Below are 13,713 nucleotides of genomic sequence, written 5' to 3'. Positions count from 1 at the left end.
ACGCCTTTCCCCGGCGACCGGGATTGCTACACTCCCTGCACTCATGGCCCGGACGCCTCAGCCGCACGCCCACAAGCTCGCGTCGAAGATCGAACACGACGGCGACGGGCAGCTTGCGCGTTTCGCGCTGAATCTGCTCGATTGCGAGCGCCTCGATGCGGTGACGCAGATCTGTGACGCCGACTTCCGCGAACAGTTCGGCATCCGCGAATTGCGCATGCTCTGGCGCATCGGTGGCGGTACCGGCAGCGACATCCACCGCGGCAGCTCGCCGCCGCTGACCTACACGCACTACCTGCGCGACCTGATCGACCACTGTCCGGGCGAAGCCGGCGTCACCCAACTGCTCGATGCACAGAAATTCGAGCACGGCATCGCGGTCTCGCTCGGCGGCCCGCACCTGTTCACGCGCGCGCAATTGCTGCTGACCGGTGATCCGGTGCGGCTCGGTATCGAGATCGAGACCGATGCGTTCCGGCGCTATTTCGGGCCGCTGACGCGCCGCGTCGCCGAATTGATCGATCGCGAGCGCCTGCGCGGCTCGCTGCACCGCCTCGAATCCGCCGAACGCCTGCAGCGCGCGCTGTATGCCATCGCCGACCTCGCCTCGGCCGACCTCGAAATGCCGGAGATGCTGGCCGGCATCCACGACATCGTCGGCGACCTGATGTACGCCGAAAACTTCATGATCGTGCAGCACGACCATGCGCGTGGACGGGTCCGCTTCATCTATTTCGTCGATTCCCATGACTCGGACAAGCCCGATCCGGACAAGGAGTTCGATGTCGACGATCTGCGCAACAGCCTGACCGTGGCCATGTTGCGCCATGGCCGTCCGGTGATGGGGCCGTCGCAGCAGCTGCGGGCGGAGCTCGGCGTCGCCGGCGACGAGAGCTTCGGTCCGGACAGTGTCGACTGGCTCGGCGTGCCGATGCTGGCCGGCAGCGACGTGCGTGGTGGCATCGTCGTGCAGACCTACGACGACAGCATGCGCTACAGCGAGGAGGACCGGGCCCTGCTCAGCTACGTCGCCCAGCACATCCTCACGGCACTGGTGCGCAAGCAGGCGCACGAGGAGCTGGAGAATCGCGTCGACGTGCGCACGCGCGAACTGCGCGAGCAGATCATCGAGCGCGAGCGCGGCGAACGCCTGCAGGCGGCCTATCGCGCCATTGCCGAAGCCGCGACCGGCGCCGAGACCATGGATGCGTTCTACCGCGAGGCGCACCGCATCGTCGGCGAGCTGCTCTATGCCAAGAACTTCTTCGTCGCCCTGCTCGGCAGCGACGAGACGTTCTGGTTTCCCTACGCCGTCGACGAGCGCGACCCGCTTGCGCGCTTCGAACCGCGCAAGCGCGGCAAGACCTTGACTGATTTCGTGATGCGCGCCGGACATTCGCTGTTGGCGACGCACGAACAGATTCGCCGCTTGAACGATACCGGCGAAGTCGTTTCAGTCGGCACGCCCGCTGCATGCTGGTTGGGCGTGCCCTTGCGCGGCGAGTCCGGGATGCTCGGCGTGATGGTGGTGCAGAGTTACCAGCAGGACGTGATCTACAGCGCTCGCGACGAGGAGATCCTGAGCTTCGTCTCGAACCACGTCGCACTGGCGCTGGAGCGCAAGCATGCACAGGATTCCCTGCGTCGCGCCTATGCCGATCTCGAGCGCCGGGTCGACGAGCGCACCCGCGAACTCGCGGACACGAACCGCGAATTGCGCGACCAGATCAAGGTGCGCCAGCAGATCGAGTTGCGGTTGAAGCACGAAGCCCTGCACGATGCGCTCACCGGCCTGCCGAATCGCGCGCTGCTGCTGGATCGCCTCGGACACGCGCTGGCGCGCTTCCGGCGCGATCCGGCGCGGCTGTTCGCGGTGCTGTTCCTCGACCTCGACCGCTTCAAGATCATCAACGACAGCGTCGGTCATCTGGTCGGCGACGAACTGCTCAAGGAAGTCAGCTCGCGCATCAGCGGGACCCTGCGCGCCGACGACACCGTGGCGCGGCTCGGCGGTGACGAGTTCGCGATCCTGATCGCCGATGTCGATGATCCGGAGAACGTGGTCGCCGCCGCGCGCCGCCTGATCGGCGTGCTGCAGGAACCGGTGCGGGTCGCCAGCAAGGAGTTGTTCACGTCGGCCAGCATCGGCATCGCCCTGGCCGACGCCCGTTACACCCGCGCTGAAGAATTGCTGCGCGACGCCGACGTCGCGATGTATCGCGCCAAGGCCGCCGGCCGGCATCGTGTCGAGCAGTTCGACGAACGGCTGCATCAGGAAGCGCTGCGCGTGCTCGACCTCGAAGGGGATCTTCGGCGCGCGCTGGCCCGCAACGAGTTCGAACCGCATTTCCACGCCATCGTCGACCTGATCGACGAAAGCGTGGTCGGCTACGAGGCACTGCTGCGCTGGCACCATCCGGAACGTGGCCTGCTGCTGCCCGGCGACTTCCTCGAAGTGGCGGACGACACGGCCTGCTCGGAACAGATCGACTGGCAGATGTTCGACCAGGTCTGCTCGAAGATCCAGGGATTGGCCGTCGGCGAGCAGTACGTCGCGATCAACGTATCGCCGCGACATTTCCGATCCTCCGATTTCCTGCGTCGCATCCTCGATCGCACCATCGCCTACGGCGTGCCCCCACACCGCCTGCGGATCGAAATCACCGAAGGCGCCCTGCTCGAGAACCCGCTCGACATTCGCGAGTCGCTGGTGCAGTTGCGCCAACAGGGCATCCTCGCCTCGCTCGACGACTTCGGCACCGGCTATTCCTCGCTGTCCTATTTGCACCAGTTCCCGATCCACGCGCTCAAGATCGACCGCAGCTTCGTCTCCGACCTCAGGCCCGGCCTGCCGCGCGGCAACACCGCGATCGTGCGCGCCATCCTCGCGCTCGCCCGCTCGCTCAACATCGAAGTCGTCGCCGAAGGCATCGAGACCAGCGCCCAGCGCGAGGCCCTGCTCGAACTCGGCTGCCGCTACGGCCAGGGCTTCCTGTTCGCCCACCCCCGCCCCGCCGCCGACATCGTCGCCGTCAAACGCCCAGCGTGAGGTCGAAAGCCTCGACGCGGTCGAGGCGGATCTTGTTGGCGAACAGCGAGAACGCGAGCATGCCGGCGAGTCCGTTGGCTTTCTGCACCCAGGGCGGCAGGTAGATCGGCGCGGCGATGTAGCCGCTGTCGAACCAGGGTTCGAGGGCGATGACATCGTGCAGGGTCATCTTGCCGGCAAACAGGTAGCGACAGAGTTTCAGCTTCTGGTTCTTGAGTGCCCAACGGAAGAACGTGTGCACCGAGAGCAGCCCGTGCAGGTAGACCGTGTCCTTGGTGAAGGCGGCGCCGCCCTCGACCGGCACGCCGCGGAAGATGCGCGCGGCCGAGGCGAAGCTGTCGTTGTCGTTCTGGCCGGAGTCCAGAAAGAAACGGAACACGTCGATGAAGTCGGCACCGTTCTGCGCCTTCTCGATGGCGAGGATGCGCAGCGAGATGCGCTTCATGCGCTGGATGTCGATCGCCCCGGTGATCAGCTCGGCGAAGGTCGCGAGACCTTCCTGCGTGGCGGTGATACGCGGCGAATTGCGCGCCATCGACGCCAGATGCGGTTGCGCACGGCCATTCAGTGCCGTCAGCGAGTGCACGAAGGCTTCATGCTCGAGCAACTGGTGGCGATCGTATTCGGTGAACCCGGTGTCGGCGCGAAGACGAATGCGGGTGGTGCCGGCCGCCGCCTTCGCAGTGAGCCTCGGATCGATCTCGACGCGCACCTTGTGGTGTTCGAAGAACGCGTCCAGCCGCGCCTGCAGTTCTTCCTGCATCGTCGTGGCCGAAATCACGTAGTCGGATTCCTGGGTCGCCAACTCCTTCGACAATTCATCGGCGAGCGCGATGAAATGTTCGGCGGCATCGATGTTGTGATAATCGGATCCGGGCAGGAAGTCGCCGGGCTTGCCGAACAGCGCGGCCGAATGCACGCTGACGTCGCGCGTGCCGATCGATTCCAGCAAGCGTGTCGCGATCTCCCACGACTCCGCGGTGCGGCGCACATAGCCGCCGATCGGATGATCCGACGTGGCATGCGCCTCGTGCTGGATCGCGTCGAGTTCCTCGCGCACCGCGCTGTAGTCGAACTGCTCGTATTCGATCTTCGGCAGGTCCAGTCGACCGTTGCGCCAGCGCTCCAGGAACTTGCGCTGGACCGACGCCGGCCAACTGATTGCATCGAGCAGGCGGATGCCACGCACCGCCACCACCAGCCGCCGATCGAGCGCCGCGAAATAGGCGAGATCGGCGGGGTCCTGCATGTCAGCGCTTCCCGTACTTGTCGATCAGCCGCGCGCCGAGCGCCTTGTTCTGGACCCGGTCGGCGGCGCGCTTCTCATGCTCGGCGGCACGCAATTTCGCGGCATCGCGTTCCTGCAGCAATTTCAGATAGCCCTCGTAGCGGCGTTCCTGGATGCGTCCGTCGGCGATCGCCGCGCGCACCGCGCAGCCCGGCTCCTTGCCGTGCGCGCAATCGCGGAAGCGACACTGTCCGAGCAGGTCTTCGATGTCGGTGAAACTGGTTTCTTCGACCGGCTCCTCGCCAGTGAGCTTGATCTCGCGCATGCCCGGCGTATCGATGATGCAACCGCCACCGGGCAACTGGATCAGGGCGCGAAAGGTCGTGGTGTGGCGACCACGCGAATCGTTTTCGCGCACGGTGTTCGTGCGCATCTTCTCGACCCCGAGCAGGCTGTTGGTCAGGGTCGACTTGCCGGCGCCGCTGGATCCGACCAGCACCGCAGTGGCGCCCAGCCCGAGCCAGGGCGACAGCACGGCGACTTGCTCGCGGTCCTTGGCATTCAGCGTGAAGACGTGCCCGCTGTCTCCGGCGAGCCTGCGCAATTCGTCGTGGCAGGCCTGCGCATCGTCGGCGCGATCGGCCTTCGTCAACACGATTACCGGCGTGGCCCCGGACTCGCCGACGATGGCGAGGTAGCGCTCGATGCGTTTCGGATTGAAGTCGCCATCCAGGCCGCAGACGATCAGCACGGTGTCGATGTTCGCGGCGATGATCTGTTCGCGCCCGGACTCGCCGGCGGCGAGGCGGCGCAACTGGCGGTGTCGCGGCAACAGTGATTCGATCTGCCACTCGTCGTTGATGGCCGCGCTCATCCACACCCAGTCGCCGACCGAGGGCCGCACCGCATCTTCCACATCCTTGCGCCGTGCCGAAGACTTGGTACGCGCCCACAGCACCTCGCGGCCATCATGCGTTTCGAAGGCGTTGCGATGCTGCACGATCACCCGTGCCAATTTGGCATCGACGAAAGGCGCTGCAGGCAGGTGCTCGTCGCGCCAGCCGATGCGGCGCAGGGCAGACAGGTGTTCGGCGTCGGTCATGGCGGCATTGTAGGCGCAGGGCTGCGCATGCGCGCATTTCACCGCTGCGGCCCTAAGCTCCGGGCACGAGGTGAATCATGCGCATTCTGGTACCGCTGTTGTTGGGGCTGTCCGGCCTGTCCTTTCTGGGGTTCGGCATCGCCTTCCTGATCGCGCCGCGCGAGACCCTGGCGCTGGCCGGCGTCGCCACCGAAGGCGCCATCGCGGCCACCGAACTGCGTGCGTTCTACGGTGGCGTCGAGGTGGCGCTGGGCGGCTTGATCCTGTTCTGCGCGACGCGTCCATCGCGCTGGCGCGACGGCCTTTGGCTGACCTTGTGCTGCTACGGCGCGATTGGCCTCACCCGCGTCGTCGGCATGGGCATCGACGGCAGCGACTCGTTCTTCCTGCGTTTTGCGGCCAGCACCGAGGCCGGATTTGCACTGGCCGCTGCATTGCTGCTGAGGCTGAAGCAAAAAGCCTAGGGCACGATCCCTGTGCCCGCGGCCTGGGGGAGACTTACGGTGCGCTGCGGGCCGCAGCGGGTGAGACGTTCGCGGCGGTGCGATTGACGATCGTGACTGCATCACCCTCGCTCAACTGCGACTGGCCGAGGCTCACGACATGCGTGCCTTCGGCGAGTCCGCCCAGCAACTGCACCCAACCATCCTGCTCGCCGCCCAGCACTACCGGCTGACGGTGGGCCTTGCCGGCCGCGACCGTGAACACCTCCGGCTGGCGACCGTCCATCAGCAGGGCCGACTTCGGCAGCAGCAGGGCATCGGCAATGCGTTCGCGTTCGATCGCGATGCGCACGAACTGACCCGGACGCAACGGCGTGTCGGCTTCGGTGACGTCGATGCGCACATTCGCCGTGCCGCTGGCCGCGTCGACGATGGCACCAATGCGTTCGACCTGACCGAGAAATTCACCCTCGCGGAACGCATCGGCCGTGACCGCGACCGGCTGGCCTGCACGCAAACCCGCCAGTTCCTTTTCCGGCACCGGCACGTCGGCGACCAGATCGTCGAAATCGGCGATCTCGAAGGCCAGACCGTTCGGTGCCAGCCATTGGCCCGATTTGATGTGGCGGCGCGTGATCACGCCAGCATAGGGCGCGCGGATCTCGCTCTTGCTCAGGCTGAGTGCGGCCAGGTCGACCGCGGCGCGCTGCGCGTCGCGCTCGAAGCGAGCGCGCTCGACGGCATCGGCCGCGATCATGTGCTTGTCCAGCAACTGGTCGGCGCGTTGGGCCTCATGGTCGAGGCGCTTGGCGACACTGGCGGTCTGCGCTAGGGCGAGCCGGGCACGTTCGCCATCGATGCGGGCCAGCACCTGGCCGGCGGCCACGCGATCACCTTCCTCGACATAAATCTTCAGAACTTCGCCGCCGTTCTCGCTGACCAGATTCGCAGCGCGTTCGGCGGCCAAGGTTGCAGTGCCCGAGAACACGCGCACCAGTTCGCCACGCTTCGGCTGCACGGTTTCCACCGCGATGGCCGAGTCGGCGCCTTCGGCTGCCGTGGTCGCCTTGGCATCACTCTGGCTGCAGCCGCTCAGGCCCAGGCCGAAAGCAGCCACAATCGCAATGGAAATCAGCAGCTTGCGCATATCAGCGATACTCGGCATCGGTGTCGTTGGCGACGTCGGCCGCCGAGCGGGCCTCGATTTCGGTGTCGTGCCAGACCTTGTCCATCACGTCCATCAGGGCGTCGAACAGGACCTTCTCAAACGTGTTCATGGCGTTCTCCTCTGGTGTTGTAGGCAACTATAACACCAACAAACAGGGTGGCTATGGGCCTGAAGTCATGCTCGCCAGCGTGTTGCCTGCTGTTCAGATGCAGCCGGGTGGCGGAAGGTTTCCCGCCATCGGTCATGGGTGACGAGAGTTGGGTCCCGAAGCGGTCACGGCGCGGGCGGGCAATCTGCGGGCAGTTCAGCGACGGCGGGGTTTTCGGCGCGGCTGGATCACGCACTCGGTGGGCGCTTGGTTACGATCCGGCCATTGCACGCCATCACGAGCCCGCCATGTCGCACCAGATCGAAACCGCCACGCGCCTGACTGAAGTCCGCTACGAGATCCGCGGCGAACTGGCCCGGCGAGCACTGGAACTGGAGCAACAGGGCCGGCACATCGTGAAGCTCAACATCGGCAATCCGGGCCTGTTCGGCTTCGATACGCCGACCCACCTGCGCGAAGCAATCCGCGACAATCTGCCGAAGTCCGATCCTTACTGCCACCAGCAAGGTCTGGCCGCGGCGCGCGAAGCGATTGCGATGCGCGAGATCGCGCGCGGTGCGCCGAATGCCTCGCCGGATGGCGTCTTCGTCGGCAATGGCGTGTCCGAACTGATCGACCTCGCCCTGCGCGGCCTGCTCAATCCCGGCGACGAGGTGCTGGTGCCCTCGCCCGACTATCCGTTGTGGACCGCAGCGGTGATCCTCAATGGCGGCAATGCCGTGCATTACCCCTGCAAGCCCGGCAACGGCTTCGTGCCGGAGATCGCCGACATCGAGTCGCGCATCACGCCGCGCACGCGCGCGATCGTGGTGATCAACCCGAACAACCCGACCGGCGCGGTCTACCCGCGCGCGCTGCTCGAACAGATTGCGGAACTCGCCGCGCGCCATCGTCTGGTGGTGATGGCCGACGAGATCTACGACGAGATTCTGTACGACGGCGCCGAGTTCGTGCCGATGGCGACCGTCGCCACCGAAACCGTCTGCCTGACGTTTTCCGGGCTGTCCAAGGTGCATCGGGCCTGCGGCTGGCGCGTTGGCTGGCTGAGCCTGTCCGGATACCTGAAGCGCGCGCAGGACTATCGCCACGCCCTCGACCTGCTGGCCGCCTTGCGCCTGTGCAGCAACGTCACCGCGCAATGGACAATTCAGCCGGCGCTGTTCGGCCCGAACACCATCGCTGCGCTTACCGCACCCGGCGGCCGCTTGCATGAAACCCGGCGCGCCGTCGTCGAGGCCTGTGCACGCAGCCGGTTCCTGAACCTGGTGCAGCCGACCGGCGCGCTGTACGCATTCCCGGGCGTCGACACGACCCTGCTGCCGAGCTTCGACGACCATCGCTTCGCACTCGAGCTGCTCGAATCCGAGGACGTGCTGCTGGTGCCCGGCAGCAGCTTCAACGTACCGTATCGCACCCACTTCCGGCTCACCTTGCTGCCGCAGGCCGAACTCGTCGACGACGTGTTCGCCCGCATCGAGCGTGCGCTCGAACGGGCATCGCAGCAGGCCCACCTGCACATGGCGGTGGCGTGAGCGCACCGCCCTATCTCGCCCTCGGCGACTCGTACACGATCGGCGAAGGCGTGCCGGCATCGGGGCGCTGGCCGGCACAGTTGGCGACCCGGTTGGGCTGGGCCGCACCAACGATCGTGGCTCAGACCGGCTGGACGACCGACGAGCTGGCGCTGGCGATCGATGCCGCCGGGCTCGCCTCGGTCTACGACCGCGTGTCCTTGCTGATTGGCGTCAACAACCAGTATCGCGGGCGCACGGTCGCGAACTACGCGGCCGAGTTCCGCGTGCTGCTGGATCGCTCTGTCGCGCTGGCCGGCGGCGACGCGAAGCGCGCGTTCGTCGTGTCGATCCCGGACTGGGGCGTGACGGCGTTCGCGGCGCGTGATGGCCGTGGCCGCGCCCGCATCGGCCGCGAGATCGATGCCTTCAATGCCGCCGCGCGCGCGGTGAGCGAGGCACGCGGCGTGCGCTACATCGACATCACGCCGACCTCGCGCGATCGCGGCGGTGATCCGGACATGCTTGCCGACGACGGCCTGCATCCCTCGGCCGCGATGTACACGCGCTGGGTCGACGACATCGTGCACACGCTGCCGGTGGCCGGGCCCGGCTAAACTGCAACGATGAACCCGACGCCCGATTCGCTGTCCCCATTGCGTGCCCGCCTCGGCGCCGTGCTCGAAACCGTGTTGAATCTCGCCGCGCGCATCGATCCCGACCTGCACGCCGATCTCGCCACGCTCGAAGGCCGTTCGATCGCACTGACCTGGTCGGCGCCGCAGTGGTCGCTGCGCCTGTCGGTCGAACAGGGCGCCCTCAAGGTCGGTCCGAACCGCGGCGAGTCCGATTTGTCGCTGGCGACCACGCTGTCCGGCCTGATCGGCCTGCTGCGCCCGGAAGCCAAAGGCAGCCTGCCGGTGGGGCGCGTGAACATCTCCGGCGATGCCGAGCTGCTGCGCCGAGTCGAGCAGATCGCGAAACGCTTTGCCCCGGACTGGGACGCCGCGTTCGCGCGCCATCTCGGACCCGTGCTCGGTCCGCAGATTGGTCGTGCGCTCGCCGAGGGCTTGCGCGCGGCGCGATCGGGCGCGACCTCGTTCGCCGAAACCACGTCCGAGTATTTGCGCGAAGAGAGCCGGGACGTCGCGACGCGTGAGGAACTCGCTGCATTCGCGGACGAGGTCGATCACCTCCGTGATGGCGTCGATCGTCTCGATGCACGGCTGAATCGCATCGCCAAGGCACGTGCATGAGTCGTGCTGCATTCCGGCTGATCGGCATCGGCACGACGCTGGCGCGCTACCGCCTCGACGAATTGCTCGATCTGTTGCCCGGCCTGCGCCTGCTGCGCTGGCTGCGCGGCTTCATTCCAGCCCCGCGCGGCGATCTGGCCGCGCTGTCGCGCGGCGCCCGCTTGCGACTGGCGTTGCAGGAACTCGGCCCGCTGTTCGTGAAGTTCGGGCAGATCCTGTCGACCCGACGCGATCTGTTGCCGAACGACATCGCCGAGGAACTGACCCTGCTGCAGGACCGCGTCGCACCGTTCCCGGGCGTCGAGGCGCAGCGGGTGATCGAGGCGGAACTCGGTCAGCCGATCGATCGCCTGTTCCGCCGTTTCGAGGTCGAGCCGCTGGCCTCGGCCTCGATCGCGCAAGTGCATGCCGCGGAACTGCCGGATGGCAGCGAGGTGGTGATCAAGGTGCTGCGCCCGGGCATCGAACAACGCATCACCGCTGACCTCGCCCTGCTCAAGGCCCTCGCCGCATTGTTCGAACGCCATGCCTCCGCTCGCGCCGACAAGCTGCAGCCGCGCGAGATCGTCGCCGAGATCGAGCGCACCTTGCGCGGCGAGGTTGACCTGCAACGCGAAGGCGCGAACGCCAGCCTGCTGCGACGCAATTTCGAGAATTCGCCGGACTTGTACGTGCCACGCGTCTATTGGGACTGGTCGAAGCAACGCGTGCTGACGCTCGAGCGCGTGCGCGGCATCCCGTCCGACAATCTCGCCGAGATCGACAAGGCCGGCATCGATCGCATCAAGCTCGCCGAGAAGGGCGTGCGCCTGTTCTACACCCAGGTGTTCCGCGACAACTTCTTCCACGCCGATGCGCATCCCGGCAACATCTGGGTCGACCTGACGCGCAAGGACGATCCGCGCTTCATCGCGCTCGACTTCGGCATCATGGGTGCCCTGCCCGATGCCGACCTGCGCCACCTCGCCGAGAATTTCCGCGCCATGTTCGAGCGCGATTATCGGCGCGTGGCCGAGCTGCATCTCGAGGCCGGCTGGATGCCCGCGCATGTCCGCATCGACGAACTCGAAGCCGCCGTGCGTTCGGTCTGCGAGCCCTATTTCACGCGGCCGCTGGCGGAAATCTCGATCGGCGAAGTCGTCGTGAAGCTGTTCAAGCTCGCGCATCGCTACGAATTGACGATCCAGCCGCAGTTGCTGTTGTTGCAGAAGACGCTGCTGAACGTCGAAGGCGTCGGTCGCCTGCTGCACCCGAAGCTCGATATCTGGGCGGTGGCGCAACCCGTGCTCGCCGACCTGATGGGCAAGCGTTATGGCCTGAATGAATTGCGCGACCGCTTCCGCGACCGCCTGCCGGAAATCCTCGAACAGGCCCCCGAACTGCCGCGCCTGCTGCACACCTGGTTGCGCCAGGCGGTGGATGGTGAAGCCCGTTCGCACATCCGCTCGGAAGACCTGCGGCGTCTCGCCGATGTCTCCGAACGCGGTCAGCGTCGCGTGGTCTGGGCGGTGATCGGTGCCGCGTTGCTGATCGCCGCGACCCTGCTGTATGCGCTGGAAGCCGGTGGCACGCACTGGTTCGGCCAGCCAGCCGGGCTGTGGATCGCGCTGACCGGGGGCGTGATGGCCTTTGTCGCGGCCTTGCGCAGCCGATGAGCGCGGCATCGCTGCAGGTGCTCGACGAAGCGTTCGAACACGCCGAGCAACTGCGCGCCTCCTGGCAACTGGATGCCGCCGAAGATGCCTACCGAGCATTGCCGCAGGACGAGCGCCTGCGCCCGCGCGTGCTCACCGAGATCGCGATCACGCTGGCGCACCAGGGCCGCGGCGCCGAAGCGCTGGCGGCGATCGCCGAGGCGGAAATGCTGGCGCCGCAGGACGCCACCATCGCGCAGAACCGGCTGATCCTCGAGAAACTGCGCGAGCCGGAAGACCCCGACCTGTTCCTCACCCTGCATCGACGCTATGGCGAGCGCTTCGTGCCGACGCGCGCCGAATTGTTCAAGCAGCAGCGACAGCGCGGCGACGGTCCGCTACGCATCGCCTATCTCGGCGTCGACGCACATACCGCGCTGGCGCGCTTCGTGCCGATGCTCGCCACGCATCACGATCGATCGCGATGTCATGCAGCATTTTTCTACGGTGCCAGTGACGAGGCCCGGATCAATGATGCCCGCCGCCGATTCCCGCAGGTCGCGCATGTGTCGATCAAGGACATCGCGCCGCGCGATCTCGCCATCGCGCTCGCCCGCGGCGGTGTCGACATCGCCGTCGACCTGATCGGCCATGGCCATGGCTGCGTGCTCGACGCGCTGGCCTACCGGCCGGCGCCGCTGCAGGTGACCTGGCTGGACTATGTCGCCACGACCGGCGTCGCGGCGATCGATGCCCGCGTCTGTGATCGCTGGACCGACCCGGTGGACGCGAGTTCATGGTGCACCGAACAGCCGCTGCGCCTCGACATTCCGCAATGGTGCGCCGCACCGCCGCCACGATCGGCGGCCCGCCGTCCGGATGCGGGCGACGCGCGCGTGCTCGGCATCGTCAATGCCACCAACAAGGCTTCTCCGAAACTGTATGCGCTCGCAGCGCGCGTGCTGGAACAGGTGCCGGCAGCGCGCCTGCGCGTGATCGGCGTCGCCGGCCAGCGTGCCCGAAGTGCCGCGCTCGCAGCTCTGCCGGCGGCCCTGCATGGGCGTGTCGAACTGATCGATCGCGTCGACGAAGCGGCGTACCACGCACTCGTGGCCGGCATCGACGTCGCGCTCGACCCGTTGGTGTTCAGCGGCGCCACGACCACGCTCGACTGCCTGCATGGCGGCCTGCCGGTGATCACCCGGCCCGGCACGCTGCCGCATACACGCTCCAGTCTCGCGATCCTGGCGCACCTCGGTCTCGATGAACTGATCGCGCACAACGATGAAGACCTGGTCCGCCGCGCCGTCGATCTGCTGCGCGACGACCCGCGCCGCCAAGCGTTGTCGGCTCGCCTGCCAGGCCGGGTTACGGATTCGTCGCTGACCGATCCGGCCCGTTTCATGCCGGCCTTCGAAGCCGCCCTGCTCTCGGCCCATGCCCGCACGCGGCCGCCATGAGCGCGACCGAGCCGCTGGATCTGCTGCATCTCGATGACCATCTGCTGGTTGTCGACAAGCCGGCCGGACTGCTCGCACATGCCAGCCGCATGGCCGCCGATGTCGACGAGGATTTGCTCGACCAATTGCGACACCAGGTTGGCGGCGAGGTGTTCCTGGTGCATCGACTCGATCGCGCGACCAGTGGCCTGGTACTCGCCGCACGCACGCGCGAAGCGGCCGGCGAACTCGGCAAGCAGTTCATGGCGCGCACGGTCGAGAAGACCTATCTGGCCGTCTGTCGCGGCTGGCCGGCGGAGACCGGCGAGATCGACTACGCGCTCGGCGACGTGCGTCCGAACTCGCCGAAGAAGCCGGCATTGACCCGTTACCGCCGGCTGGCGACGGTCGAAGTCCCGATCGCGCTCGGCAAATATCCGCAGCAGCGCTACGCGTTGCTGGCGGTTGATCCCGTGACCGGGCGCTATCGCCAGATCCGCAAGCATTTCCATCACGTCTCGCATCACCTGATCGGCGACACCAGCCATGGCCGCAGCGAACACAACCGCCTGTTCCAGTCGCAATGGCAGGTCTCGCGGCTGCTGCTGCATGCGCGCCGCCTCGTGTTCACGCATCCGGCGACGGGCGACCGCCTCGCCTTCGTCGCGCCGCTCGACCCCCAGTTCCAACGCATCGTCGACGCGGTCGGCTGGCACGGGATCGCCATCTGATCGTTCGAATCGACGAAATCTCCACTCCCTTTCGACAGGCCTT

General features: G+C 66.7%; 11 protein-coding genes. 8 read left to right on the top strand and 3 right to left on the bottom strand.

Translation table 11 applies throughout. The annotated features are described in order from the left end of the window. Positions 1 to 43 precede the first annotated feature (43 nt). The gene (locus IPP28_02940; protein MBL0040010.1) at positions 44 to 3,049 is read left to right on the top strand and encodes an EAL domain-containing protein; all 3,006 of its coding nucleotides are present in this window, start codon (positions 44 to 46) and stop codon (positions 3,047 to 3,049) included. Here the strand turns inward: IPP28_02940 and IPP28_02935 are convergent. Together IPP28_02935 and rsgA are read right to left on the bottom strand one after the other, a co-directional pair. After that, positions 3,033 to 4,298 (bottom strand): DUF1704 domain-containing protein, encoded by a 1,266-nt coding sequence (locus IPP28_02935; GenBank protein MBL0040009.1) that lies wholly within the window; start codon positions 4,296 to 4,298, stop codon positions 3,033 to 3,035. The genes IPP28_02940 and IPP28_02935 overlap by 17 nt on opposite strands. A gap of 1 nt (position 4,299) precedes the next feature. Continuing rightward, complete coding sequence (gene rsgA, locus IPP28_02930) at positions 4,300 to 5,379, bottom strand: ribosome small subunit-dependent GTPase A (GenBank protein MBL0040008.1); 1,080 nt, start codon at positions 5,377 to 5,379, stop codon at positions 4,300 to 4,302. A gap of 77 nt (positions 5,380 to 5,456) precedes the next feature. On the opposite strand from rsgA, the gene IPP28_02925 reads away from it, so the two are divergent. After that, entirely contained in the window at positions 5,457 to 5,843 is a 387-nt protein-coding gene (locus IPP28_02925) for a DUF4345 family protein (protein MBL0040007.1), read from the top strand. A gap of 34 nt (positions 5,844 to 5,877) precedes the next feature. Here the strand turns inward: IPP28_02925 and IPP28_02920 are convergent, their stop codons facing one another. After that, a complete protein-coding gene (locus tag IPP28_02920; GenBank protein ID MBL0040006.1) occupies positions 5,878 to 6,969 on the bottom strand; it encodes an efflux RND transporter periplasmic adaptor subunit in 1,092 nt (363 codons plus the stop codon). A 417-nt stretch (positions 6,970 to 7,386) separates the two neighbouring features. On the opposite strand from IPP28_02920, the gene IPP28_02915 reads away from it, so the two are divergent. The 6 genes from IPP28_02915 to IPP28_02890 are packed head-to-tail and all read left to right on the top strand — an operon-like array spanning position 7,387 to position 13,670. Continuing rightward, positions 7,387 to 8,631, top strand: a complete 1,245-nt coding sequence (locus tag IPP28_02915) for an aminotransferase class I/II-fold pyridoxal phosphate-dependent enzyme (GenBank protein MBL0040005.1) — start codon at positions 7,387 to 7,389, stop codon at positions 8,629 to 8,631. Then, positions 8,628 to 9,227, top strand: coding sequence for an SGNH/GDSL hydrolase family protein (locus IPP28_02910; GenBank protein ID MBL0040004.1), 600 nt, complete (start codon positions 8,628 to 8,630; stop codon positions 9,225 to 9,227). The genes IPP28_02915 and IPP28_02910 overlap by 4 nt, the downstream gene beginning before the upstream one ends. A 9-nt stretch (positions 9,228 to 9,236) precedes the next feature. Further along, complete coding sequence (locus tag IPP28_02905; GenBank protein ID MBL0040003.1) at positions 9,237 to 9,866, top strand: SCP2 sterol-binding domain-containing protein; 630 nt, start codon at positions 9,237 to 9,239, stop codon at positions 9,864 to 9,866. Further along, positions 9,863 to 11,521: a ubiquinone biosynthesis regulatory protein kinase UbiB gene (gene ubiB, locus IPP28_02900; GenBank protein ID MBL0040002.1), complete on the top strand. Its 1,659-nt coding sequence runs from the start codon at positions 9,863 to 9,865 to the stop codon at positions 11,519 to 11,521. Before IPP28_02905 ends, ubiB begins: the two co-directional genes overlap by 4 nt. Next, entirely contained in the window at positions 11,518 to 12,960 is a 1,443-nt protein-coding gene (locus tag IPP28_02895; GenBank protein ID MBL0040001.1) for a hypothetical protein, read from the top strand. Before ubiB ends, IPP28_02895 begins: the two co-directional genes overlap by 4 nt. Continuing rightward, the gene (locus IPP28_02890) at positions 12,957 to 13,670 is read left to right on the top strand and encodes a pseudouridylate synthase (protein MBL0040000.1); all 714 of its coding nucleotides are present in this window, start codon (positions 12,957 to 12,959) and stop codon (positions 13,668 to 13,670) included. Before IPP28_02895 ends, IPP28_02890 begins: the two co-directional genes overlap by 4 nt. Positions 13,671 to 13,713: the final 43 nt, after the last annotated feature.

Source organism: Lysobacterales bacterium (assembly GCA_016721845.1).
Classification (GTDB): domain Bacteria; phylum Pseudomonadota; class Gammaproteobacteria; order Xanthomonadales; family Ahniellaceae; genus JADKHK01.
The sequence above is the reverse complement of the archived record's forward strand: the minus strand, read 5'-3'. Positions and strand labels throughout refer to the sequence as shown.